Origin of the sequence: Nocardiopsis sp. MT53, assembly GCF_019598965.1 — a bacterium.
Classification (GTDB): Bacteria; Actinomycetota; Actinomycetes; order Streptosporangiales; family Streptosporangiaceae; genus Nocardiopsis; species Nocardiopsis changdeensis.
This window is the reverse complement of the sequence record NZ_CP080599.1, coordinates 2817914-2842331: the sequence shown is the minus strand read 5'-3', so window position 1 is coordinate 2842331 and position 24418 is coordinate 2817914. Positions and strand designations below refer to the sequence as shown.

Here is a 24418-nt window from a genome sequence, read left to right as displayed (position 1 = left end):
CTATACGATGCGATGAAGGATCGCGGTAGGGTGGGCCCGTGACCGCCGCACCGCAGGAACCCGCGGGCGACCGCGCGGGCTGGGACCTCAGCACCGCCGTCGTCCTCTTCCACGACGCCCTCGGCGCCCGCCTGGGCGTGGGCGCCACCGACCACAAGGCCCTGGGCCTGGTGCGCCGCGACGGGCCGATGACCCTGAGCGCGATCGCCGCCGGGCTGGGGGTGGTCGCCGGGGCCGCCACCGCCGTCGTCGACCGGCTGGAGGCCGCCGGGCTGGTCGAGCGCTTCCGCGACCCCGGCGACCGCCGCCGCGTCCTGGTCCGCCCCCTCTCCGGCGCCGCCCCCGCCGAACGCGACGCCTACGCGCGCCTGGGCCGGGAGACCGCCGCCTTCATGGCCGGCCTCGGAGAGGACGAGCGCCACGCGGTCCTGGACTACATCGCCCTCACCCGCCGGCTCCTGGAGGAGGAGACCGCCCGCCTGCGCGGGGCCTAGTCTCGGAGCCATGAGCACGCCCGCCGACCGCTCCGCCGTCCCGCGCCGCGCCCTGGCCGACCTGGCGCTGTGGGCCGCCCTCGCCGGCCTCACCGTCACCGAGCTCTCCGGCTTCGACGGCGGATTCCCGTGGTGGGAGGCGGGGGCCCTGCTCCTCGCCCTGACCGCGGCCGTGGTCCTGTCCCGGCGCCGGCCCGACGCGGCGACGGCGGTCGCCCTGGCGGCCGCCACCGCGGAGGCGGCGACCCTGCCCGAGTCCCTGCCGCTCTCCCCGTTCGTCTCCCTGGGGGTCCTGGCCCTGCTGGCGGGGCGGCGCTCGGGCCGCCCCGGGCCCTTCGCCTCCATGGCGGTGACGGCTGCCCTGATCGTCCTCACCCTGTACACGGGCGCCGCCGTGATGGCCGGGGTCGGAACCCGCGACCTGCTGTCCGGCCTGGTGGACGTGCTCGGCCTGGTACTCGGCCTGGTCGCGATGCTGCTCGTCCCCTGGCTGCTGGGCCGGTACCTGGAACAGCGCGCGCGGCTGATCCGGGGCGGCTGGGAGATCGCCGAGCACATGGAGCGCACCCGGGCGGCCGAGGCCGAGCGCGCCCGGCTGCGGGAACGCGCCAGGATCGCCGCCCGCATGCACGACTCCCTCGGCCACGACCTGGCCCTGCTCGCGGTGCGCGCCGCCGCCCTGGAGATGGCCTCGCAGGACTCCCCCGAGCGCGCCGAGGCCGCCGCCGGGCTGCGCGAGGCCGCGCACGCCACCACACTGCGGCTGCGCGAGGCCATCGGCGTGCTGCGGGAGGGGCCGGCCGGCGAGGACGTGGAGACGGTCGCCGAACTGGTCTCCGGGGCGGTCGAGGCGGGCATGCGCGTCCGCCTGCTGCGCGAGGGCCCCGACCCCGACCCCCGCACCCCCGGCGGCCGGGCGGTGGGGCGGCTGGTCCGCGAGGCGCTCACCAACGCCGCCCGGTACGCCCCCGGTGCCGAGGTGACCGTGCGGGTCGTCCGGGACGGCGGGCCGACCCGGGTGGAGGTGGACGACACCGGCGCCGGTCCGGGCGGGGCCCCCGCGGTGCCCGGCGCCGGGACCGGGCTGGCCGCACTGCGCGCCGAGGTGGCCGCCCTGGGCGGGACCCTGGACGCCGCACCCCGCCCCGGCTCCGGGTTCGCGGTCCGCGCCGAGGTCCCCGACGGCGAACCCGGGGACGGGGGCCCCGCGCACTCCGTCATCCGGCTGGCCCGGGAGGAGGCCCGCGCCGGGGCCCGCCGGAGCGTGCTCGCCGCGGTCGCGATCCCGGTCGCCATCGCGCTGCCCGCCGTCGGGGCCGGGTTCGCCCTGCTGTGGTGGAACAGCAGCAACTCGGTGCTGCCCCCCGAGGACTACGAGCGGATCCACGTGGGCGACACCCGGGCGCAGGTCGAGGAGCTGCTGCCCCGGTACGCCTACCCCGAGCGGTCCGTGGACGGCGCGCCGCCGGAGCCGCCCGGGGCCGACTGCCGGTACCAGCTGGTGCACCAGGAGAACGGACTGCCGCCGGTGTACCGGCTGTGCTTCGCCGACGGGGTCCTGGTGTCCAAGGAGGAGATCGACCGGGAGGCCTCGGCCGACGAGTAGGGTGTGCGCGTGGAGACGGGCAACGGCACCCGGACGCTGCGCGTCCTGCTGGCCGACGACGAGGCGATGATGCGCGCCGGGCTGCGCGCGATCCTGTCCGCCGCCTCCGGGTTCGAGGTGGTGGGCGAGGCGGCCGACGGCGCCGAGGCGGTGTCCCTGACCGCGGAGCACCAGCCCGACCTGGTGCTCATGGACGTGCGCATGCCGCGGATGAACGGCCTGGACGCGGCGGAGGCCATCGCGGCCGCGCACCCGGCGACGTCGGTGGTCGTGCTGACCACGTTCGGCGAGGACGCCTACATCGAACGTGCGCTGTCCGGCGGCGCCGACGGGTTCGTGCTCAAGACCGGCGACCCGCACCAGCTGGTGGCCGGGCTGCGCGCCGTGGCCGACGGCGGCGCCTACCTGTCCCCCGATGTGGCCCGGCGGGTGGTCGGCCTGCTCGACGCCTCCTCCCCGCGGCGGTCCCGCAGCACGCGGGCCCGGGAGCGGGTGGACCGGCTCACCGCCCGCGAACGCCAGGTGCTGGCGCTGGTCGGCGAGGGCTGCTCCAACGACGAGATCGCCCGCAGGCTCGACATCGCGGCCGGGACCGTGAAGGTGCACGTGGGGTCGATCCTGACCCGGCTCGGCGTGGACAACCGGGTGCGCGCCGCGATCCTGGCCTACGAGGCCGGGCTGCTCTGACCCCGGGACTCCCCCTACCCCTTTGTGCCTAGGCGGCCGCCGCCGTCCGGGCGATGCGCCCGGGGGCCGGGGCGGCGGAGCATGCGGGCATGACACGTTCACAGACACCCCGTGCCGTCCGGACCCGCGCCCTGCTGTGCGCCGCGCTGGTCCTGGCGGCCTCCCTGTCCGCGCCGACCGCGCTGTCCGCCGTCACGGACCCCGAGCCGGTCGTCCTCCAACCCCCTGCGCCCACGGGCCCGCACCCCACCGGCCGCACCACCCTGCACCTGGTCGACCCGGACCGCGGCCACCCCTGGGTCCCGGCCGCCGAGGACCGCGATGTCGTGGTCGACGTCTGGTACCCGGCCCGGGGCGGCGGGGAGCCCGCGCCGTACGTCCCGGCGTCCTTCGCCGAGACGATGAAGCGCGATTTCGAGCAGTACGGGATCCCGCGCGACGCCGTCGACGCGGCCGGGGCGCGGACGGCCTCCCGGCTCGACGCCGAGGCCGTGGACGCGCGCCTGCCGGTGCTGCTCTTCTCCCCCGGGATGGGCATGTCCCGGCACCAGTACACCGCCCTGGGCGAGGACCTGGCCTCCCAGGGGTTCGTCGTGGCGGCCATGGACCACCCCTACGAGGCACTCGTCGTGGAGCTGCCCGACGGGCGCCTGCTGCGCACCGCCCTGCCCACCAACGACACCGGGAACCGGAGGCTGGCCGGCGGGGTGCGCCTGGCCGACGCCCGGTTCGTGCTGGACCGGTTGGAGGGGTTCGCCGCCGGGGAGGGCGCCGCCGACGACTCCGGGCACCCGCTGCCCCGGGGGCTGGCCGACGCCCTGGACATGGAGCGGGTGGGCATGTTCGGCCACTCCCTGGGCGGGGTGACGACGGCGGAGACGATGCTCGTGGACGACCGGGTCGACGCCGGCGTGAACATGGACGGCAGCCTGGCCTACCACGTGGGCGACGAGGAGTGGTCCGACGCGACCCTGGCCGGGGCCTCCCGGCCGTTCGCCCTGATGGGGGCCGGGGCGAGCGGTGACGAGGGGCTGCCCCACCACTCCGACCACTCCCCGGACTGGCGGCTGTTCGTCGAGGCGTCGAGCGCGCCCGTCCTGGAGGTGTACATGTCCGACGGGGAGCACATGGCGTCCACGGACCTCCAGTGGATCGCCCCGCAGCTGGAGGACGCCTTCTCCCCGTCCTCGGCGGCCTGGCGGAACGCGGTGCGCGGCGGACTGGGCACCGTGGACCCGGAGGAGTCGGTCGCCGCCCAGCGCGCGCACCTGGCGGCGTTCTTCGACCACCACCTGCGCGGCGGGGCGTCCCCGCTGCCGGACCCGGCGCCCGCGGTGACCGAGGTCACCGAGCACTGACGGGAACGCGTCGGCGCCCGGCCCGTGCGGGCCGGGCGCCGGCGGTCGGTCACACGTCGCGGACCCGGAACTCCGCGCGGGCGACGATCCAGGCGGCGGCCGCCCACCCCGCCACCACGACGATGTTCACCGGCCCGTCGTGCGGCGCGGTGTAGAAACCGACATCGCCGCCCGCGTAGAACTCGATCCCCGCGGTGCCCGGGGCCAGGGCCGCCAGGTCGTCCAGCACCGGGTTCCCGGACAGCTGGAGGACCATCGGCAGCCCCAGGAGCAGCAGGAACCCGATCACGAACGTGCCCGGGGCGCTGCGCAGCGCCGTTCCGACCCCGGTGAACAGGACACCGAACAGCGCCATGCACAGCCCCGCCCCCAGCGCCGTCCCGGCCAGCGCCGCCGGGTCCGGGGCCGCGTACCGGCCGATGAACCCGGCCAGGACCGCCGCCCCCGCAACGGTGGCCAGGACACCGACCACCCCGGCCAGGACCGCCACCACCAGCGTGCGCGCGGCCAGGACCAGGGAGCGGTCCGGCCGGGCCAGCAGCGTCCCGGTGACGCCCCGGTCCCCGAACTCGCCGGTGGCGGCCAGCGCGGCCAGGGTGAGCACCGTGAACTGCACCAGGTAGAAGTGCCCCTGGGAGAGCAGCCGGGCGTAGGCCAGGGAGTCGGCCTCGTCGGGGTTCTCGGCGATCCGCGACAGCTCGGTGAACCCCATGAGCGCGGCGAACACGGCCATCCCGAGCAGGGCCGCGGCCACCGCCCACCAGGTGGAGCGCAGGGAGGTCAGGCGGATCCACTCCGCGGCGGACTCCCGGCCCAGCTCGGCCGGGTACCGGCCCCTGGTCCCGCTCATCGGGCTCCTCCCGTCGACCCGTACTCCACGGCCTCGCCGGTGAGCTCCAGGTAGGCCTGCTCCAGGGACGCCTCCCTGGTCAGCAGGCCGTGGACGCGGACGCCGGCCTCGTACGCCAGGTCGCCGACCTCGGCCGCCGGGGCGCCGAACACCCGCAGCAGGCCGGGCCCGTCCTCCACCCGCACCGCGGGGCCGCGCCGCTCCAACCGCTCCCGCAGGGTCCCGGGGTCGGGAGTGCGCACCTCCACGTGGGTGCGCGACCACGCGCCGATGACCTCGGTGAGCGGGGCGTCGACGATCAGCCGTCCCCGCCCGATGACCACGAGGTGGTCGGCGACCGCCTCCATCTCGCTCATCAGGTGGCTGGAGACGAACACGGTGCGGCCCTCGTCGGCCATCCGCCGCACCAGCGCGCGCATCCACCGCACCCCGTCCAAGTCGAGTCCGTTGACGGGCTCGTCGAAGACCAGCACGCCGGGGTCCCCCAGCAGCGCGTCGGCCACCCCCAGCCGCTGCCGCATGCCCAGCGAGTAGCCGCCCACCCGCCGGTCGGCCGCGTCGGACAGCCCGACCTGTTCCAGCACCTCCTCCACCCGGCTCCGCGGGACACCGGTGCCCACCGCCTTGGCCCGCAGGTGGGCCCGCGCGGTGCGCCCGGGGTGGGCGGAGCCCGTGGACAGCAGGGCGCCCACCCGCAGCGCGGGCCGGTCCAGGTCCCGGTAGGGGCGGCCGTCGACCAGCGCCTCTCCGGACGTGGGCGCGGCCAGCCCCAGCAGCACCCGCATGGTGGTGCTCTTGCCGGCCCCGTTGGGACCCAGGAAGCCGGTCACGCGGCCGGGCTCCACCGTGAAGGTGAGCCCGTCCACCACCGTTCTGTCCCCGTAGCGCTTGGTCAGTTCCCGCACCGTCAGCATGTGCGGCCTCCTCGTCTCGTCGGTCCCGTACAGCGTCCGTCCGGCCGGCCCGCCGGCGCATCGGAGGTTCGTCGGGACCCGGCTATCCCTTTGTGCGTAGGGGTCGCCCCGGGGTCCGGTTCGGGTGGGAGGGGGTCCGGGTAGACCCCCGGTACGGGCCGGTCGGGGGGACCGGCGGAAACGGGGGAGGACCATGCACGCGAAGGTCGGCGACCACCTGCGCACGCACGGGGTCACCAGCGGCGACGGGCGGCACCTCGGGGAGATCATCGAGGTGCGCGGGGCCGAGGACGGCCCTCCCTACCTGGTGCGCTTCCCGGACGGGGCGGAACGCCTCATCTACCCGGGGCCGGACACGGTAGTGGAGCCCCGGCGCCCGGTCGACTGACGGAGCGTCCACGGGGGCGGCGGACCACGCGGGTCCGCCGCCCTTCGCGTGTCCGAAAACCGGTGGCCCGCCGGGGCCCCCGCGCCTACGCTCCCAACAGGCGGCAGGCCGTACCCACGGCCGCACAGGCATGCGCGCACCGCCCGATGGTCGCCCCGACGGAGCAGAAAGGAACGGACACATGGCCACCACCACAAGGATGGGACGGGCCTCGGTCCGCAACATCGGGATCATGGCCCACATCGACGCGGGCAAGACCACCACCACCGAGCGCATCCTGTACTACACCGGCACCTCCCACAAGGTCGGCGAGGTGCACGACGGCACCACCGCCACCGACTTCCTGCCGGAGGAGCGCGAGCACGGCATCACCATCGCCTCGGCGGCGGTCACCTGCCGGTGGACGGTCGACGGCGCGGTCCACACCGTGAACCTCATCGACACCCCCGGCCACATCGACTTCACCGTCGAGGTGGAGCGGTGCCTGCGCGTCCTGGACGGCACGGTCGCGGTGTTCGACGCGGTGGCCGGCGTGGAGCCCCAGTCCGAGACGGTGTGGCGCCAGGCCGACCGCTACGGCGTCCCGCGCGTCTGCTTCGTCAACAAGATGGACCGGGTCGGCGCGGACATGGCGCGGACGGTGGAGATGATCGGCGACCGGCTGGGCGCGGTCCCGCTGGTGCTGCACCTGCCGGTCGGCGCGGAGGCGGGCTTCCGGGGCGTGGTCGACCTGGTCGGCATGCGCGCCCTGGTGTGGCCGGCCGACGCCGGCCCGGGCGAGGCGTACGAGGTCGCCGCCGTCCCCGACGAGCTGGCCGGGGAGGCGCGGCGCTGGCGCGCCCGTCTGCTGGAGACGGTCGCCGAGCACGACGAAGCGCTGATGGAGCTGTACGTGCGGGGCGAGGAGCCCGCCGAGGCGGAGCTGCACGCGGCGGTCCGGCGGCTGACCGTCGGATCGGTGGACGGCCCGGTGACGGTGACGCCGGTGCTGTGCGGCACCGCGTTCAAGAACAAGGGGGTGCAGCCGCTGCTGGACGCCGTGGTCCGCTACCTGCCCTCCCCGCTCGACGCGGGGGAGGCGGTCGGGGTCCGCCCCGGGGACGCGGGCGCGGCGGTCGCACGCCCTCCGTCCGAGGACGCGCCGCTGGCGGCGCTGGCCTTCAAGATCACGGGCGACCCGCACCTGGGCCGCCTGACGTTCGTCCGGCTGTACTCCGGCCGGCTGGACACCGGCGACCGGGTGTACAACCCGCTCCGGGGAGAGAAGGAGAGGATCGGCAAGATCTACCGCATGCACGCCGCGACCCGCGAGGAGGTCCCCACGGCGGTCGCCGGCGACATCGTCGCCGTCATGGGGCTGCGCCGGACCGGCACCGGGGAGACCCTGTGCGACGCGGCGGACCCGATCGTGCTGGACTCCATGGACTTCCCCGACCCCGTCATCGAGGTCGCGGTGGAGCCGCGGTCCCGGTCCGACCGGGACCGGCTGTCGTCGGCGGTCGTCCGGCTGTCGGAGGAGGACCCGTCCCTGCGGGTGCACACCGACGCCGAGAGCGGCCAGACCATCCTGGGCGGTATGGGCGAGCTGCACCTGGAGATCCAGGTCGCCCGCCTGCTGCGCGAGTTCGGAGTGGAGGCCCGGGTGGGCCGTCCGCGCGTCGCCTACCGGGAGACCATCCGGCGGGCGGTCGCGGCGGTGGACCGCACGCACCGGAAGCAGACCGGTGGCCGGGGCCAGTTCGCCCGGGTGCGGATCGCCGTCGAGCCGTTCGACGGCGGGTACGAGTTCGTGGACGAGGTGACCGGGGGCCGGGTGCCGCGTGAGTTCGTCCCCGCCGTGGACAGGGGCTGCCGGGACGCGCTGCGGCTCGGCGTCCTGGCCGGGTACGAGGTGACCGGGGTGCGGGTGCGCCTGCTGGACGGGGCGTTCCACACCGAGGACTCCTCCGACCTGGCCTTCCGGACGGTGGCTTTGGACGCCATGCGGGAGGCCCTGGCCCAGGCCGACCCGGCGCTGCTGGAACCGGTGATGGCCGTGGAGGTGACGACGCCCGAGGACTGCATGGGCGACGTCATCGGCGACCTCAACGCCCGGCGCGGCCGGGTGCGGTCGCTGGCGGAGCGGCGCGGGGCCCGCGTGGTCTCGGCGGCGGTGCCGCTGGCGGAGATGTTCGGCTACGTGGGCGACCTGCGCGGCCGGACCTCGGGCCGGGCGTCCTTCGTGATGGAGTTCGACTCCTACGCGCAGGCGCCCGACGCGGTGGCCGCGGCGGTGGTCGGCCGGTAGGCAGGGCCCCGTCCCCTTCCGGGGGGCGGGGCCCGTTCGTGTGCGGGCACGCGGGCACGCGTGCGCGGGCCGTCAGGACCGGAGGGCGGCGCGCAGCAGGACGAGCTGGTCGTGGGTGTCCAGGACGGACTCGGCCAGGCCGACGTCCACGTCCTCCAGCTCCTTGAACAGGGTCTCCATCAGGGGGATCAGGTCGAGCAGCCAGATCACCACCTGGGGGTGGCGCACGGTCGGCGAGGTGGCCACCACGGTCCCCGCCGTGTCGGCGAACTGGCGCAGGGCCCGGGGGTGGTCGGCCCAGCGCCGCAGCCGGTCCGACCAGGCCTCCAGGAACGGGGACAGGTCGTCGAAGGCGGTGGCCAGCGTGTCCAGGATCAGGACGGCGGGGCGCTCCTCGGGCTCGCGGTCCAGGGTGTGCAGCCACAGGGCGGCGAAGCAGGCGCGGACGGCGGCGCGCTCGTCGGCGGGCCACTGCCACCAGCGGGCCAGGTCGAGTTTGGCGGCCACCGTGTCGATGTCGATGTGCCCGCCGCCGGGAAGGGCGAGGTCGAGGATGCGCGGCAGGAAGTGGCGCAGGTCGTCGACGCCGCCCCAGGTCGTGAGGACCTTGGCCACGAACCGGCGCAGGTCGTCCTCGCCGAGTTCGCGCAGGGGCGAGCGGCGCAGCAGGCGCTGGTCCTCGTCCGTGACGCAGTGCGGGCAGCCGTCGATGCGGGCGGCCAGGCGGTGGCGCGCGAACACGGCGTACAGGCGCTCGACCGCCTCCCTCACCGCTCCCCCTCCCCGGTGGACGGGCCGGCGTCGGCCGGACGGCGGGGGGAGCGGACGGCGGCGCGCGGGTCCGTGGCGGTGGAGAGCGGACCATGTCCGAAGGAGTGGGCGCCCGCCCGGGTGAGCCCGGCCCGGCTACAGGCCCCGGCGGAGGACGCCCTGTCGCGGCCGTGCGCCGCGACGGCCCCGACGGCGATCCGCAGGATCCCCTCACGCCGCCGGCCGCCCTCGCCCCGCGGTGCCCGGCGCCGACCCGGACTCGTTCTGCTCACCCGCAGGAGTCTACGGTCCCGCGGCCGTGGAAAGACCCACAACCCTTGGTGCTGCGGCTCTTCCGTTACCTCCCGGCCACCCGGTGGACGGATCGGCGGGGGTCTTCGGACGCGTTCCCGCGCCCCGTCCCGCCGCCCGCGGACGCGGTGTCCGGGTTCACTCCCGGCGGGAGCGGGCGGCGAACCTCTGGACGGCGAAGAGGACCAGCAGGCCCAGGGCCGCGGCGGTACCGAAGGACGCGAGCGACGCGGAGATCCCGGAGCCGAGCAGGTCGGCGTACGGCTCCCGGGTGAGCGCGCGCGCCAGCGCGAAGACGGCGACGAAGAGCACCCAGGACACGATCGAGGCGGCGTTCATCGGCGGGCTCCGAGGGGTGCTGTGCAGGGCATGCCGCGCATCCTAGCCGACTGCCGCGCGGCGTCCGGAGTCCGGAGCCCGCGGCGGGGGTACCTTTCACGCGGGGAGGTCGAGCCTCCCCCGACCGGACGCCGGCATCCTCGGCGCGGCCGCCGACGCGGCCCGCGCACCCCCGGGGAGGCCGGCGCCCGCCCCGCCCCCGAGTCCGCCGCCCGACCCGCTACCGAAGACGCACGGGACCATCCCCCGGTATGACGACACCGTCCGCGCGTCCGCGCAAGGATGACCGATATGGATCCCTACGTATGGCTCGGTGCCCTGCTGGGCACCCTGTCCTGCGTCGCCTACGCCGCGGCCGCGGTCTCCCAGTGGCGGCTGGCCGTCCTGGTGCCCGAGCCGCTGATCGAACGCGGCCCCCTCGCGTCCCTGCTGGCACGGCCCCTGTGGTGGACCTCGATCCTCCTCAACGGGGGCCGGGCCGCCTTCCAGGTGGCGGCCCTGGCCTTCGCCCCGCTCACCGTGGTGCAGCCGCTGGGCGTCCTCGCCCTGGTCTTCGCGATCCCCTGGGCGACCCGCCTCGGCGGGCGGCGGCTGACCCGCCGCCAGACCGGGGGCGCGGTCCTGGTCGTGGCCTCGGTCGCGGTCCTGCTCTCCCTGTCGGTGACCGACGGCCGCAGCGACCCCCTCACCGTCGCCGACGGGTGGGCCGTCACCCTGGGCACCCTGGCCCTGCTCACCGCCGGGGCCTGGGCGGCCGGCCGCTGCCCGGCCGCCTGGCGCAGCCACCTGCTCGCCGCCGTGGCGGGGGTCGCCTTCGGCGTCTCCTCCGCCCTGGCCAAGACCACCGTCACCGTCATCGGCACCGACGGGGCCGCCGCGCTCGCCCACCCGGCGGCCACGGGCACAGCGGTCGTCGCCGTCCTGGGGATGTTCCTCGCCCAGGCCGCCTACCAGGGCATGGAGCTCGGATCGCCGCTCGGTGTGACGACGGTCGTCAACCCGGTCGCGGCGTCCTTCGTCGCCATCGCCTTCATGGGCGAGTCCTTCCTCGGCGGCCCGATCGGCCTCGTCCCGGCGGTGCTGGCCGCCGCGGGCTGCGCCTACGGCATCTCCCTGCTCACCGCACGCCTCCCCGCCCCGGCCGCGCACCCCGCCTGAGCGTCCGCGCCCGCGCAGGGCCTGGTCGGGGAGGGTCCTCCTCCCCCGCGTACGGCGGCACCGGGGTGCGTCCGCGCCGGGGAGGAGGACCTCCGGAAAAAAATTCCGGCGCGGTGTCGATCCGCGCGGGAGCCGTTCGACGAGAGGGTGTACGTGCGAACGGAAACGAGGAACACATCATGCGCACCCTGATCGTCACCGCCTTCATCTCCCTCGACGGCGTCATGGAGGCCCCGGGCGGAGAGTCCGGCTACCGCAACAGCGGCTGGACCGTGAACTCCGTCGAGTTCGACGAGGCCGCCTACGCGATCAAGGCCACCGAGCAGGACGAGGCGACCGCCATGCTGATGGGCCGCCGCAGCTACGAGGCCTTCGCCCCTGTGTGGCCCTCGATGACCGAGGAGTTCAAGGGCTACAACGCCATGCCCCGCTACGTCGTCTCCACCACCCTCACCGAACAGGACGAGCGCTGGCCCGCCACGATCCTGCGCTCGCTGGACGACGTGGCCGCCCTCAAGGAGACCGAGGGCGGGCCGATCATCGTCCACGGCAGCTCCACCCTGGCTCAGGGACTCGCCGACGCGGGCCTGGTCGACCGCTACCACCTGCTGGTCTTCCCGGTGCTCCTGGGCGCGGGCAAGCGGCTGTTCAGCGACGCCGACAAGGACATGACCAAGCTCAGGCTCGTGGAGCACGAGGCGTACTCCAACGGCATGCAGAAGCAGGTGTTCGACGTCGTCCGCTGACCCCGGCGCGCGGCCGGCTGCGAGCGCCCCCGGGAACCCGGGTCCGCCCCGTCGAAGCGCCGCTCCGCGCCCCGGGCCCCGGCCCGGTCAGGCGCCGCGCCTGCCCCACTCGATGGCGGGGCAGGTGTCCATCACCATCGGCACACCGGCCTCCGCCGTCCGCCGGAACGCCTCCTCGTCGACCACCCCGAGCTGGAACCACACCCCCCGGGCGCCGATCGCCACGGCCTGGTCGGCGAACTCCCCGGCCGCCTCGGACCGGCGGAAGACGTCCACGACGTCGATGCCGCCGACGGCGTCGGCCGCCTCGGCGAGCGTCGCGTAGGCCTTCTCGCCCAGGACCTCCTCCCCCGCGGCCGCGGCCCCCGGGTGGATCGGGACGATCCTCTTGCCCTTCGCCTGGAGCACCCGGGCGACGCCGTACGCGGTGCGGCCGGTGTCGTTCGACAGGCCCACCACGGCCCAGGTCCCGGTCTCGTCGAGGAGGTGGTCGATGGTCTTCTGGTCCAGCCACGGCTCGGTCATGTCGGTGGACAACAGCCCCGCGTCCCCGCCGATTCCCCCTCCTCCGCCGCGGCCCGGCACCCGACCGCCGCACCGGAGCCCGAGCGGGACCGCGCTCCTCCCTTGCATCATGCTGCACCGCGCGCGGCAGCCTCGTGCCGACGTTCCGCCTTCACTTCGGCACCGAGCGTTGCGATCGTGAGAACGGCCCCCGCGGAACCCCCGGGGGCCGTTCCCCTTCCGGGCGCGCCCCGGAACACGTCGCACCGCGCTGGCGCGGTGGTGAGGAGCGAGCATGCAGACACAGGTCCGACCGCACTGGGGCATCGTCCCCGGTGCCCTGGAAGAGGACGCCGAGGGCCGGGTGTTCCGGTCCGGCCTTCCCGTCACGGCGACCCCCGTGGTCGTGGGGGCGGCCGGGGCGATCGTCGTCGCCTACGCCGCGGGCGCCCTCGTCAACGCCCTCGGCGGCACCCACCCCACCCTCCCCCACTCCTAGAGACCAGGAGACGCAGTGATCCCCCTGACTCCCCCCGCCTCCCTTGTCGGCGCGGACGCCCTGAGCGAGACCGACGGCGGCAGCATCCGCTTCGGCGCGGCGCCCGTCACGGCGACCCCCCTCGCCGTGACCGCGGGCCTCGCGGCCGGTGTGGCCCTGGGCTACGCCCTCGCCAACAGCACCCACCCGACCCTGCCTCAGAGCTAGTCCGGACCCCTGGAGCCACAGTGAACGACGTTTCCTTCCTCTCGCGCCCGGGCTCGCTGGCCGACATCGACATCCGCGACCCCCGCGGCCGGTCCGTGTCCACGCAGGCCCCGGTCACGGCGACCCCCGCCGTGACCGCGGGGGTCGCCATCGGCTACGCCCTGATCTACGCGTTCAACGCCGGCGTCAACAGCACCCACCCGACCCTGCCCATGTCGTAGCGATCGGGAACCGCGGTCCGGGGCGTCCGGACGCCCCGGACCGCGCCGCCCCGCCGCCCCTCCCCCACAGGAAGGTCCCCCATGCCCGCCTCCGGCAGAACCCGGCGAGTCCGCAGGCTCGCGGGCCGCGCCCTGTCCGCCCTCCTGGGCCCCGTCCCCCTCACCCGCGACCAGGCCCTCGGGGCCTCCGAGCGGATCTCCGCCCTCACCTCCCTGGTCTCCAGCGCGGAGTACCTGTTCGACCAGCACCGCCACGGCCCCTCCCGGCTGAACGAGTGGGCCATCTCCCGCGACGGGTACGCCGGCTACGGCCGCCCCCTGCGGGCCGTGCTGGACCTCGCCTCCGACCGGCGCACCGCCACGGCCCTGCACGCCGCCCGCGTCGCGGTCGGCTCGGCGCTGCTGCTCCCCGGCCGCGGCCGCTGGCGCGGGGCGGGCGCCCTCTTCCTCGGGGTGAGCGGGACGCTGCTCTACCCCTCCCTGCGCTACGGCACCGACGGGTCGGACCAGGCGGCGATCGTGGTGCAGACCGCGACCGGCCTGGCCCGGATCTCCTCCTCGCCCGCCGTCAAGGACGCGCTGATGTGGTACGTGGCCGGGCAGTGCGCCCTCTCGTACCTGTTCTCCGGCTGGGTCAAGCTCCTGGGCCGGGAATGGCGGACGGGCGACGCCCTGTCGGGGGTGATGCGCACGCGCACCTACGGCCACGAGGGCGTCTGGAGGCTGACCCGGAGGTTCCCGCGGGCCTCCCGCCTGGTGGCGCACGGCGTCCTGGCCCTGGAGTGCCTCTTCCCGGTGCTCTACGCCAGGGGCGGCGCGCTGGTCCGGCCGGTGCTCGGGTCCGTCCTCCTCTTCCACGTGGCCAACGGGGTCGTCATGGGCCTGGGCCGGTTCCTGCCCGCCTTCGCCGCCATGTACCCGATGGTGATGTACACCAGCGCCCCGCGCTCCCTGCCCGCCACGGCCGACCGCGACGACCGCCTGCCCGCGGTGGCGGGGCTGCTGGCGCTGGGCACCGCGGCCGCGTCCGCCGCGGTCGCCGCCCACCGGCGCGCCACCGTCCTGGACCACCCGGCACCGGGAGGCCGGGTCACCACCCGGCACGGCAACACCATCGCCTACCACGGGACCGCCTCCGCGGACCGGACGGACCCGGTCGTGGTCTTCGTGCACGGCCTCGGCGCGATCCCCCTGCACTTCAGCTGGTACACCCGGGCCCTCAACGAGCAGGGCCGGCAGTGGCTCGTCCCCGGCAGGGCGGGCTACGGCGCCAGCCGCCGGGGGGCGACCGGGCCCTACACCCTCGACGAGTCCGTCGACGACCTGGTGGACCTCGTCTCCGGGGCGGTGCCCGAAGGGCGCCGGGTGGTCCTGGCCGGGCACTCCCTGGGCGGCGAGATCGCGCGCCGGGCCGCGGCCGTCCTCGGGGAGCGCGTGCACGGTGTCGTGTACCTCGACAGCTCGCACCCCGACCAGCTGCACCGGTCGAACCAGCAGGCGGAGAACTCCGCCAAGGTCGGCGGGGCGCTGCGCACGGTGGCGGTCAGCCTGCGGCTGGGGATGGGCGTGCTCATGTCCACCCCCTCCTGGGTGCGCAGCCTGCCCGACCAGGTACGGGCCCGGGCGCTGACCGAGACCGTCGACTCCCGGGTGTGGAACGCCGCGCTCCGGGAGTGGGAGGCGGTGGAGCGGGACTTCGGCGACTTCTCCGGCCCGCTGGAGCCCCTGGACGCGCACGCCCTGGTGCTGTCCGCCCAGCACACCGTGGAGCGCGACCCCGACCACCTGGAGCTGCACCGCGAACTCGCCGCCGCGCACTCCGCCGACCGGACCGTCCGCTGCGCCGTCATCCCCGGCAGCGACCACGACGACCTGCTGACCGACCCCTACCACGCGGCCCGGGCGGCCGGGCTCCTGCTGGACTTCCTGGCCGAGAGCACCGGGACCGCCCCCGCACCGACCACGACGGAGGAGCGATGACCCCCCGCACCACCGCACGCCGCCCCCTCCTGGGGGGCACCGGAGGCTTCGTCCGCCTGGCCGCCGCGGCCCTGCTGGTGGGCACCATGTGCGCCCAGCACCCGCACCCCTCGTTCAACCGGGTGCGGCGCATGGACCCGCTGTCCACGCTCTTCCCCAACTGGTGCTTCTTCGCCCCGACCCCGGCCCGGCACGACTTCCAGTTCTACTACCGAACGCTCTCCGAGGCCGACGAGACGTCGGAGTGGGTCCCGCTGGAGGTCATCGTCGGCCGCCGCCTGCGGCAGTTCGCCTGGTACCCCGAGCGGCGCTCGGAGAAGGCCGTCTTCGACCTGGGGACCGAGGTGCTGCGCCACCTCGACAAGGGGTTCGGCCCGGCCGGGACCCTGCCCTCCTACCGGATCCTGTGCTCCCACCTGGGCGACGTGATCGCCGCCTCCGGGGGCGCCCCCGTCAAGGGCTTCCAGTTCTCCCTGACCCGCAACGCCGGATACGACGACTCCGAGGAGCCCGAGGTCCTCTTCGTCTCGCCCTACACGCCCCTGCGCCGGCCCCCGGCGCGCGGGGTGGAAGGAGTCCCCGCATGACCGCCGACACCGGATGGGCGACCGGCACCGAGGAGTCCGGCGCCGTCGCGGACTGCGGCTACGGGCGCGCGTTCGCCCGCTTCTACGACCGGCTCTTCCCCCAGGACGGCTCCGACCGGGTCACCGCCGCGGCCCTGGCCGGCCTGCACCCGGGGGGCGCCACCCTGGAGCTGGGCGTGGGGACGGGCCGGATCGCGGTGCCGCTCTCCGCGCTCGTCGGCGAGGTGACCGGCGTGGACTCCTCGCCGGAGATGCTCGACCGGCTGCGGGAGACGGTCGCCTCCACCGGGGCGCGGGTCCGGCCCGTCCACGGGGACATCCGCGTCTACGAGGACGGCGCCGGGTACGGGCTGGTCTACTGCGTCTGCGGGACGCTGTCCCAGATCCTCACCCCCGAGGAGCAGCGGGCGGCCGTGCTCCGCGCGGCCCGGCGGCTCGCCCCCGGCGGCACGCTGGTCGTGGAGACGCACAACCCCGGGTTCGTGGCGGCCCTGCACGAGGGCCGCCTGCGGGCCTCGTTCTACATCCCCTACCCCGAGCCCGGAACCGGGGTGCAGACCTACTCCACCCTCATCCCCGAACAGACGCTGTGGCACACCACGCACCTGTGGCACGAGGGCGGGAACGTGCACCCGGGCACGGAGATCACCCGGCTCACCACCCCCGAGGACGTGGACCGCTACGCGGAGCAGGCCGGGCTGGTCCCGGTCTCCCGGTGGGGCGACTGGTCGGGCGGGGCGTTCGACGAGGCGTCCAGCCCCGTCCACATCAGCCGCTACACGGCGGCCGGGAACGGGGGCGGCCGGTGACGGCGCCGCGCGGTGAGGGGATCATCGCGGGACTGGCCCGGGGGCAGCGGCGCCTGCTCGGGGCGGGGATCGCCGTGGGCGCCGCGGGGGTGGTCACCACGCTGGCCCAGCCCGCGCTCCTGGCCGGACTGATCCAGGCCGCCGGGCAGGGCCGGCCGCTCACCGGCCCCATCGTCCTGCTGGTGGCCCTGTTCCTGGCGGACGCGGTGCTGTCGTCGTCCCAGGGCGTGCTCATCGGCCGGGCGGGGGAGAACATCGTCCGCGACACGCGGGTCCTGCTCTCCGGCAGGGTCCTGCGCGCCGACCTCGCCCACCTCGACCGGCAGAGGATGGGCGACGTGCACACCAGGCTGGTCGGGGACACCTCCCTGATGAAGGTGTCCCTGACCCAGAGCCTCGCGCAGATCATCCTCAACGGGATGGTCGTGCTCGGGTGCGTGGCCATGATGGCCTGGACCGACCCGGGCCTGATGCTCTTCACCCTGGCCTGCCTGGGCGTCGCGGCGTTCGGCGGCGTCGGGCTGGCGCGGGCGCTGCGCCGCGCGGCCCTGGCCAACCGGGAGGACACCGGCGCGTTCGGCGCCGACCTCCAGCGCGTGCTCACCGCCCTGCCCACGGTCAAGGGGGCGGGCGCCGAGGACGCCGAGCAGGAGCGGCTGGCCGGCCTGGCCGACCGGGCCCGCGCCTCCGGCAACCGCGTCACCGTGCTCAACGCCCTGTTCACCCCGGTCCTGAACGTCGGGCTCCAGGCGTCGCTGGCGGCCGTGCTGGGCATCGGCATGGTGCGCGTCGCCACGGGGACGGTGGACCCGGCCGCCTTCACCGCGTTCACCATGTACCTCTTCTACCTCGTGTCGCCGCTGGTCGTGGTGTTCATCTCGATCGGCACCCACCTCCAGGGCCGGGCCGCCCTGGAACGGGTGGACGAGCTGAGCCGGCTCCCGCAGGAGGACGCCGGCGTCGGGGCGGTCGCGGCGCCGGCCCCGCCGGTCCCGGCCGGCGGCGACCGCCCCGCCGTGGAACTGCGCGACGTCGTCTTCGCCTACGGGGACCGCCCCGTGCTCGACGGCGTCTCCTTCACCGTCCCGGCCCGCGGCCTCACCGCCCTGGTGGGCCCCTCGGGCGCGGGGAAGACGACGGTGTTCCAGCTCATCGAGCGGTTCTACCGGCCGAGCGGCGGGAGCGTGCTGCTGGACGGCCGCGACATCGCGCGCCTGCCCACGTCCGACGTCCGCGGCCGGGTCGGCTACGTCCAGCAGGACAGTGTGGCGATGACGGGGACGCTGCGGGAGAACATCGCGTACGGGGCGCCGGACGCCACCGACAACGACGTCCGCGAGGCCGTCGAGCTGGCGGGGCTGGCCGAAGTGGTCGCGTCCCTGCCCGACGGGCTGGACACGCTCATCGGCGACCAGGGGAACGGCTTGTCGGGCGGCCAGCGCCAGCGGCTGTGCGTGGCCCGCGCCCTGGTACGGCGGCCCGAGGTCGTCCTGCTCGACGAGGCCACCGCCCACCTGGACGCGGAGGCCGAGGGGGCGCTCCGCGACAGCCTGCGGCGCATCGCGCGCCGGTGCGCCGTGGTCGCCATCGCCCACCGCATCTCGACCGTGGCCGAGGCCGACCGCATCGTCGTCCTGGAGGGGGGCAGGGTCAGGGCCGTCGGCCGCCACACGGACCTGCTCCGCGAGGACGGCCTGTACCGCCGCCTGGCCACCGCGGCCCTGGTGCACGACCCCTCCGGGGAGGCACCGGGTACACCAGAACCCACCGGTTCCCACAGTTCAGGAGTCTCGGTATGAACCCGCATCCCGCCGTCCCGACCCGGGCCGCGACCGGCCCCGCGCCCCTGCCCCGGGGCAACGGGTGGCAGTGACATGACCGTCCGGGAGGACCGCACGTGAGCGAGTTCGACGCCGCCGTGGTCGGCAGCGGGCCCAACGGCCTGGCCGCGGCGGTCACCCTGGCCCGCGCCGGACTGCGCGTCGTGGTGTACGAGGCCGCCGAGCAGCTCGGCGGCGGGCTGCGCGGCGCGGACCTGTTCGGCACCGGCGTGGTCCACGACGTCTGCTCCGCGGTGCACCCCATGGCCGCCGCCTCGCCGTTCTTCCGGGGCTTCGGCCTCGCCGAGCGGGGTGTGCGCCTGCTGCGGCCCGAGGTCAGCTACGCCCACCCCCTGGGCGGGGACCGGGCCGCCCTGGCCTGGCACGACCTCGACGCGACCTGCGCCGGCCTGGGCCCGGACGGGCCGCGCTGGCGCGCGCTGATGGAGCCCCTGCTCGCCCGCGGCCGGGACATGGTGGAGCTGCTGCTCTCCGACATGCGCCTGCCCGGCGGCCTGCGGGCGGCCCCGGCCACCGCGGTGCGCACGCTCCTCATGGGGACCCGGGCGGGCTACTCGCTCTTCCGGGGGGAGGAGGCGCCCGCGCTGCTGGCCGGGACCGCCGCCCACGTCATGGGGCCGCTGCCCTCGCTGCCCGGGGCCGCCGTCGGCCTGCTGCTGGCCCAGCTCGCCCACGGGCCCGGGTGGCCGCTGCCCGAGGGCGGCGGCCGGAGCATCGTCACGGCGCTGGCCGACGACATCCGGGCGCACGGCGGGACCCTGGTCACCGGAGAGGAGGTCACCGACCTGCGCCGGCTCGGCGGCGTGCGGGCCGTCCTGCTGGACACGGCGCCGACCGCCCTGCCGCGGCTGGCGCCGGGACGGCTGCCCCCGGGCTACCTGCGCGCCCTGGGCCGCTACCGGTACGGGCCCGCCGCGGGCAAGGCCGACTTCCTGGTGTCGGAGCCGATCCCCTGGGCGGCCCCCGGCGTCGGGCGGGCGGGGACCGTGCACCTGGGGGGGACCGCCGCGCGGATCCTCCGCCAGGAGACGGCGAACGCGCGCGGGAGGCGGGGGGAGGAGCCGTTCGTGCTCGTGGTCGACCCCGCGGTCGCGGACCCCGGGCGCGCGGTCGGGGGCCTGCGGCCCGTCTGGGCGTACGCCCACCTGCCCCCGGGCTCCGAGGAGGACCCCCTGCCCGTGGTCAGGGCGGCGATCGAACGGTACGCGCCGGGGTTCACCGACACCGTCGTGGCCGAGCGCGGCATGTCGGGGGCCGACTACGCCCGCTACAACCCCAACTACGTGGGCGGGGACATCGGTACCGGCCTGATCTCGCTGCGGCAGAGCCTGCTGCGGCCGGTCCCCCGGTGGGACCCGTACCGGACACCGCTACGGGGCGTCTACCTCTGCTCGGCCGCCACTCCGCCGGGGCCGGGCGTGCACGGCATGAGCGGGTTCCTGGCGGCCCGCTCGGCGCTGCGCCGGGAGTTCGGCCTGCGGGTCCCGTCGCTCGCCCCGGAGGGGGCGCGGGGACCGGCGCGCTGAGCGCGGGCCCGCCCCGGCGGCCGCGTGCCGCGCCCCGGGGCCCGGCACGCGGGGCCCGGGGCGCGGGGGTCAGACCCAGCCGCGCTCCCGGGCCTCCAGCGCGGCCCGGGCCCGGTTGTTGGCCTGGAGCAGGGTGAGGAGGTCGGAGATGTGCCGCCGGTAGGTGCGCAGCGACATGCCCGCGCGCCGTGCCCCGGTCTCGTCCTTGCTGACCGTGCACATCAGCTCCAGGACCCGCAGCTGGGCCTCGGTCGGCGCGGCGGTCTCGGAGCCCTCGCCCAGGAGTTCGCCCAAGTCGCGGGCGTCGTCCCACAGCCGGTCGAAGTAGCGGACGAGGCTCTCCACCAGGCTCGCCTCCTCGACCCGGAAGGCCCCCCGGCCCGAATCCCGGGGGTCCAGGGGGACCAGGGCCGTCCGCCGGTCGTAGACCAGCATCAGATCCGAGAGCCGGTCGGCCACCCGCACCTGCGCCCCGGCCGCCCTCAGCACCCGCAGGTGCTCCAGCGTCGCCGCGTCCCCGGCCGCGTCGGCGCGGACGAGGTTGCGCAGGACCACGCCCCGGCGCAGGCACCGCAGGTCGAGCGGGCGGGCGTGCCGGATGTTCTCCGGGGACAGGACGTCGTAGGGCTCGCTGGCCAGGATCTCGGTGCGGGCCGTGAACGCGAGCTGGTCGATGTGCGTGCGCACCAGGGGCAGGGTCTCCAGCCTGACCAGCGCTCCCCCCGCTCCGGCGGCGGGCGCCCGCCCCCGCGGCGGATACGGGCCGTCCTGCTGCAACGACCTCATGATGGGGCCGATGTCCGCGATCTCCCGGATGGTCGAGTGGACGCGCTCCAGCCGGTCCTCCGACAGCCGGGCGACCGCCGCGGCGGGGTCGGCGGCCCACACCCCGTCCCCGTCCCCGTGCAGCAGGCCCAGCCCCCGCAACCTGGCCACCGCGGCGTCCACCTCCGCCCCGCCCCGCGGGACGGCCGGGCGCGCGGTCGCCTCGGGCGAACCGGGGTTGCGGAGGAAATGGCGGTAGACGTCCTCTTCGACACCGTTCAGCCCGAGCACGGACATGGTGCGAGTCTCCATGGCGCTCTCTCCGAGTCCGGTCCCGGCCACGCACCGGAACCACGGGGAAAAGCTAACCGAGGCCCGCTCGGTCGCGGTCTCATGAACGTCTCATCCTCTCTCACGGGGAACAGGGGGGTTCCCGGCGCCGCGGGCCCCTGCTTCAATGGGCCCCTCACCGCGCCCCCTCCCCCGGAAGGCAACGCGAGATCCCATGCACGCCCCACCGGCCGCCGCTCCCCCACGGCAGACCACACCGGAGGATCTGCTGGGCGCCCTGGAGCGCCATCCCCTGGTGAACCTCGTCGGCCCCCTGGGCTGCGGGAAGTCATCGCTGGCCGCGCGCCTTGCGCCCCTGCCCGTCGTGGACCTGGAGTCGCCCGGCGCCGCCGACGCCCTGCGGAGCGCGCTCGCCGAGGACACCGCACGGCCCCTGGTCGCGGACGGCGCCGACGGGCCCGCCGGCCTGGCCGCGCTGGACGCGCTGCGGGACCGGGCGCCGGGCGGCCGCCCGGTACTGGTCGTGTCGCGGCGCTCCCTCCTGTCCCGCCCGGGGTGGGCGCTGTCCGGGGCCCGGGTGGTCCCGTTCCGCACACTGCGCGACGAGGATGTCCGCGGCATCGCCGAGCGCGCCCAGGTGCACGACCCGCGCGCCCTGGGGGTCGTCACCGACCTCGCCGCGGGCAACCCGCTCATCGCCGAGGCCGCCTGCCGCGCGCTGCACGGGGGCGCGGCCGCGGAGCCGGGCGCGGTGGCGGTCCGGGTCGCGCCCGAGATCCTGGACCGGCTGGACCGCGAGGCGCCCGGCCGCGCCTGGGCCGACGCCCTCCAGGACCTGGCCAGCGTGTGGGGCGGCGACCAGGAGACGATCGGCGTCGACGGCGAGGCGTTCGCCGCCCTCGCCGGGCTGAGCGTGGTCTACGGCACCGAGGCGGGCCTGGTCCTGTCCGAGCCCTTCCGCCGGGTGCTGGCGCTGGCCCGCCGGACCCGGCAGCCCTCGGGCCACCGCGAGACCCGCGGCCGCGCGGCCGCCCACCGCCGCAGGATGCTGCTGGAGGAACCCGCCGGACCGCGGCGCGGCCGGATCCTGGAGGGCATCATCGCCCTCTCCGACGAGGAGGCGGTGCAGGCGACCCTCTTCCCCGGCAGCCCCGAGGACGGGCTCGTCCGGCCCGCCTCGGCGGACGACGCCGACACGGTCGGCGAGCTCATGAACCGGTGGGCCGGGCACAGCGGGCTGGACCCGCGGCGCACGGACCGGCTCGTGGAGGGGTGGATGCGCACCGATCCCGACGGTTTCCTGCTCGTCCACGACGCGCGGGGGGAGCCCGTGGGCGTCAGCGGCCTGCTGCGCGTGGAGGACCGGACGATCGACTCCGTGGAGCCGCTCCTGCAACAGCACACCGACACCCTGCTCACCCGGTACGCGGGCGCCGGCCACAGCCTGCTCCTGGGGGCCGCCTTCTGCCCGGACCGGGGGCTGCACGCCCAACTGCTGCGGTCCATCCTGCACCGGGTGATGGCGCTCGGCCTGTACCTGACGGTCTCCACGGTGAACCCCGGCTACCAGCGGCTCCTGCACGCGCTGAGGTTCCGGCACCACGGCGGCACCGTCGACGACGTCTACCGCTGCGGCCGCGGCCCGGAGGTCCACGGCCAGGACTTCGGCTCGGACGCGTTCCTGGAATGGGCCGAGCGCCTGGCGGCGCCCGTCGCGGACGCGGGCGGCGCGGGAGCGCTGGGGCGCGAGGTCCGCCACGCGCTGACCCACATCGACTCGCCCGGGCGGCTCCGCGGCACCCCGCTGCTGGCCCTCAGCGGCGCCGCCTCCCCGGCCGACCTGCGGGCGCGGCTGCGCGAGGAGGTGCGCGCCCTGGCCGCGAGCGGTTCGGCGGAGGAGGCCGAGGCCGGCCGGATCCTGGAGCACTACTACCTGGACGGGGTGCGCGGCCACGAACGGCTCGCGATCCGCCTCCACCTGAGCCGGGCCACGTACTTCCGCAGGCTGCGCTACGGCCTCGAACTCATCGGTCTGCGGCTGGTCCGGGAGTGACGGCGGATGCGCCGGGGCCTTCGGGCGCGCGGGAGCGGTCCGGGCCGCGCCGCAGGCGCCGGGCGACCCGCGCCGCCAGGGCGTCGTCCTCGCCCAGCTCCGCCAGCAGAGCCCGCCACACGGAGGAGTGCGTGAGCGCCGGGCGGTCGGCCGCCTCCCCCAGTTCCAGCACGAGCCGCCGCATGAGCCGGTAGTCGTCCCGGTCCAGGTCCACGCTGATGCGCACGCGGTCCGGGCGCTCCCCGCCGCCGCTCACCCGGTCCGCCCGGGGCGCACGCCGCAGGGCCGCGCCGGCCCCGCCGCGGAGAGTGTGTCCATGGCCGACGACCCTACCCGCGGCCTCGCGCCGCCGGAAGGGTTCCGCCCGGCAGCATCCTGCCACCCGCGGCCCGCCGCCGCGGTCCCACCGCTCCGCACGGGGTCCCGCCGGGCGGTGCGGCTCCGCGGCCCGCCCCGGGACGTGCGGCGGCGGTCCGGCGCGACGCGATCCGGCGGAGGGCCTCCCCGCACTCCACCGGGCGGGCCCGGCACGCCTAGGACGGGGACGGGCCGCGGCGTGCCCTGATCCCCTCCAGCAGCAGGTCGATCCCCTGGTCGAAGTAGGCGTTCTCCACGGCGAGGGCGTCCGAGGCCGACACCGCGGCGGCGCGCGCCTCCTCGTGCACCTCGGGGGCACTCGACCGGGTCGCGCGCATCGCGACGGTGGTCGTGGCGGCGCCGAGGATCTGGTTGGCGACCGCCCGGATCGCGACCGCCTGCGCCTCCTCGTTCTCCCCGCTCCTCTCCAGGGCCGCGATGACGCGGCGCGACAGGGCGACCGCGTTCGGGCCGATCAGCGGCCGGGAGCCGGCGAACTCCGCCGCCCAGGTGTGCGCGGTCAGAGCCGCGTAGAACCGGCGGGCGGTCTCCTTGACGGCGGTGTCCCACGGCTCGTCCGGGCCCGGCAGCGCCGCGGCGGCCGCGGCCAGGATCTCGTCCACGGCCAGGTCCACCAGGTCCTCGCGGCGCTCGACGTACCAGTACAGGCTCGTCGCGTGCACGCCGAGTTCGGCGGCGACCTTGCGCATGGTCAGCGCCGGGGCGCCCTCGCGGTCCAGCAGGGCGATGGTCGCGGCGACGATGCGCTCGCGGCTGAGCGCGGGCTGGGATCTCCGGCGGCGCTCGGGACGGTGGAAGACGCTGTCGAACTGCCGTTCGGGTGCGGTGTCGGTCATGACCTACAGCCTAGCGGGAATCCTACGTTGTA

25 protein-coding genes are annotated in these 24418 nt (G+C 76.1%); 17 read left to right on the top strand and 8 right to left on the bottom strand.

Translation table 11 applies throughout. From position 1 onward, the window contains the following. The first annotated feature begins 38 nt into the window (after nt 1-38). The 4 genes from K1J57_RS12675 to K1J57_RS12660 all read left to right on the top strand — a co-directional run bounded on the left by K1J57_RS12675 (nt 39) and on the right by K1J57_RS12660 (nt 4145). Nucleotides 39-494, top strand: coding sequence for a MarR family transcriptional regulator (locus K1J57_RS12675; protein WP_220564632.1), 456 nt, complete (start codon nt 39-41; stop codon nt 492-494). Between the two features lie 10 nt (nt 495-504). Beyond that, a complete protein-coding gene (locus K1J57_RS12670) occupies nt 505-2100 on the top strand; it encodes a sensor histidine kinase (protein ID WP_220564631.1) in 1596 nt (531 codons plus the stop codon). 66 nt (nt 2101-2166) lie between these two features. Then, entirely contained in the window at nt 2167-2787 is a 621-nt protein-coding gene (locus K1J57_RS12665) for a response regulator transcription factor (protein ID WP_255647163.1), read from the top strand. Nucleotides 2788-2876: 89 nt separating this feature from the next. Next, nucleotides 2877-4145: an alpha/beta hydrolase gene (locus tag K1J57_RS12660; RefSeq protein WP_220564630.1), complete on the top strand. Its 1269-nt coding sequence runs from the start codon at nt 2877-2879 to the stop codon at nt 4143-4145. A gap of 49 nt (nt 4146-4194) precedes the next feature. Here K1J57_RS12660 and K1J57_RS12655 read toward each other — a convergent pair whose 3' ends face one another. Then, complete coding sequence (locus K1J57_RS12655) at nt 4195-4995, bottom strand: ABC transporter permease (protein ID WP_220564629.1); 801 nt, start codon at nt 4993-4995, stop codon at nt 4195-4197. Then, nucleotides 4992-5909, bottom strand: a complete 918-nt coding sequence (locus K1J57_RS12650; protein ID WP_220564628.1) for an ABC transporter ATP-binding protein — start codon at nt 5907-5909, stop codon at nt 4992-4994. The genes K1J57_RS12655 and K1J57_RS12650 overlap by 4 nt, the downstream gene beginning before the upstream one ends. Nucleotides 5910-6102: 193 nt before the next feature. Here K1J57_RS12650 and K1J57_RS12645 point away from each other — a divergent pair, with 193 nt between their 5' ends. Both K1J57_RS12645 and fusA read left to right on the top strand, forming a co-directional pair. Continuing rightward, nucleotides 6103-6297, top strand: coding sequence for a DUF1918 domain-containing protein (locus K1J57_RS12645; protein WP_220564627.1), 195 nt, complete (start codon nt 6103-6105; stop codon nt 6295-6297). Nucleotides 6298-6478: 181 nt separating this feature from the next. Further along, nucleotides 6479-8584 (top strand): elongation factor G, encoded by a 2106-nt coding sequence (fusA, locus tag K1J57_RS12640; protein ID WP_220564626.1) that lies wholly within the window; start codon nt 6479-6481, stop codon nt 8582-8584. 72 nt (nt 8585-8656) lie between these two features. On the opposite strand, the gene K1J57_RS12635 is transcribed toward fusA, so the two are convergent. Further along, nucleotides 8657-9355 carry a hypothetical protein gene (locus tag K1J57_RS12635; RefSeq protein ID WP_220564625.1) on the bottom strand — a complete coding sequence of 233 codons (699 nt, stop codon included), beginning with the start codon at nt 9353-9355 and terminating at the stop codon, nt 8657-8659. A gap of 429 nt (nt 9356-9784) precedes the next feature. Continuing rightward, nucleotides 9785-9985 (bottom strand): hypothetical protein, encoded by a 201-nt coding sequence (locus tag K1J57_RS12630; RefSeq protein WP_220564624.1) that lies wholly within the window; start codon nt 9983-9985, stop codon nt 9785-9787. 291 nt (nt 9986-10276) lie between these two features. Between K1J57_RS12630 and K1J57_RS12625 the strand changes: the two genes are divergently transcribed. Continuing rightward, nucleotides 10277-11143, top strand: coding sequence for a DMT family transporter (locus K1J57_RS12625; RefSeq protein WP_220564623.1), 867 nt, complete (start codon nt 10277-10279; stop codon nt 11141-11143). Between the two features lie 179 nt (nt 11144-11322). Next, nucleotides 11323-11889 carry a dihydrofolate reductase family protein gene (locus K1J57_RS12620; RefSeq protein ID WP_220564622.1) on the top strand — a complete coding sequence of 189 codons (567 nt, stop codon included), beginning with the start codon at nt 11323-11325 and terminating at the stop codon, nt 11887-11889. Nucleotides 11890-11976: 87 nt separating this feature from the next. Here K1J57_RS12620 and K1J57_RS12615 read toward each other — a convergent pair whose 3' ends face one another. Beyond that, nucleotides 11977-12414 (bottom strand): CoA-binding protein, encoded by a 438-nt coding sequence (locus tag K1J57_RS12615; protein WP_220565490.1) that lies wholly within the window; start codon nt 12412-12414, stop codon nt 11977-11979. A gap of 274 nt (nt 12415-12688) precedes the next feature. Between K1J57_RS12615 and K1J57_RS12610 the strand changes: the two genes are divergently transcribed. From K1J57_RS12610 to K1J57_RS12575, 8 genes are all read left to right on the top strand, one after another. Then, complete coding sequence (locus tag K1J57_RS12610) at nt 12689-12892, top strand: hypothetical protein (protein WP_220564621.1); 204 nt, start codon at nt 12689-12691, stop codon at nt 12890-12892. Nucleotides 12893-12907: 15 nt separating this feature from the next. After that, nucleotides 12908-13099 carry a hypothetical protein gene (locus K1J57_RS12605; RefSeq protein ID WP_220564620.1) on the top strand — a complete coding sequence of 64 codons (192 nt, stop codon included), beginning with the start codon at nt 12908-12910 and terminating at the stop codon, nt 13097-13099. Between the two features lie 20 nt (nt 13100-13119). Continuing rightward, nucleotides 13120-13320: a hypothetical protein gene (locus tag K1J57_RS12600; protein WP_220564619.1), complete on the top strand. Its 201-nt coding sequence runs from the start codon at nt 13120-13122 to the stop codon at nt 13318-13320. Between the two features lie 81 nt (nt 13321-13401). Then, on the top strand, nt 13402-15300 hold the full coding sequence (locus tag K1J57_RS12595; RefSeq protein WP_220564618.1) for an alpha/beta fold hydrolase: 1899 nt from the start codon (nt 13402-13404) through the stop codon (nt 15298-15300). Further along, nucleotides 15297-15887 (top strand): hypothetical protein, encoded by a 591-nt coding sequence (locus tag K1J57_RS12590; protein ID WP_220564617.1) that lies wholly within the window; start codon nt 15297-15299, stop codon nt 15885-15887. The genes K1J57_RS12595 and K1J57_RS12590 overlap by 4 nt, the downstream gene beginning before the upstream one ends. After that, nucleotides 15884-16696 (top strand): class I SAM-dependent methyltransferase, encoded by an 813-nt coding sequence (locus K1J57_RS12585; protein WP_220564616.1) that lies wholly within the window; start codon nt 15884-15886, stop codon nt 16694-16696. The genes K1J57_RS12590 and K1J57_RS12585 overlap by 4 nt, the downstream gene beginning before the upstream one ends. Next, complete coding sequence (locus K1J57_RS12580) at nt 16693-18495, top strand: ABC transporter ATP-binding protein (protein ID WP_220564615.1); 1803 nt, start codon at nt 16693-16695, stop codon at nt 18493-18495. The genes K1J57_RS12585 and K1J57_RS12580 overlap by 4 nt, the downstream gene beginning before the upstream one ends. A 98-nt stretch (nt 18496-18593) precedes the next feature. Continuing rightward, complete coding sequence (locus tag K1J57_RS12575; protein WP_220564614.1) at nt 18594-20063, top strand: NAD(P)/FAD-dependent oxidoreductase; 1470 nt, start codon at nt 18594-18596, stop codon at nt 20061-20063. Nucleotides 20064-20132: 69 nt separating this feature from the next. Here K1J57_RS12575 and K1J57_RS12570 read toward each other — a convergent pair whose 3' ends face one another. Further along, complete coding sequence (locus K1J57_RS12570) at nt 20133-21140, bottom strand: phospholipase D family protein (protein WP_220564613.1); 1008 nt, start codon at nt 21138-21140, stop codon at nt 20133-20135. Between the two features lie 193 nt (nt 21141-21333). On the opposite strand from K1J57_RS12570, the gene K1J57_RS12565 reads away from it, so the two are divergent. After that, nucleotides 21334-23172, top strand: a complete 1839-nt coding sequence (locus K1J57_RS12565; RefSeq protein WP_220564612.1) for a hypothetical protein — start codon at nt 21334-21336, stop codon at nt 23170-23172. Here K1J57_RS12565 and K1J57_RS12560 read toward each other — a convergent pair. Both K1J57_RS12560 and K1J57_RS12555 read right to left on the bottom strand, forming a co-directional pair. Further along, nucleotides 23144-23398 carry a hypothetical protein gene (locus tag K1J57_RS12560; RefSeq protein WP_220564611.1) on the bottom strand — a complete coding sequence of 85 codons (255 nt, stop codon included), beginning with the start codon at nt 23396-23398 and terminating at the stop codon, nt 23144-23146. The two genes, K1J57_RS12565 and K1J57_RS12560, sit on opposite strands and share 29 nt — an antisense overlap. Nucleotides 23399-23705: 307 nt before the next feature. Next, nucleotides 23706-24386, bottom strand: coding sequence for a TetR/AcrR family transcriptional regulator C-terminal domain-containing protein (locus K1J57_RS12555; protein WP_220564610.1), 681 nt, complete (start codon nt 24384-24386; stop codon nt 23706-23708). Nucleotides 24387-24418 lie beyond the last annotated feature (32 nt).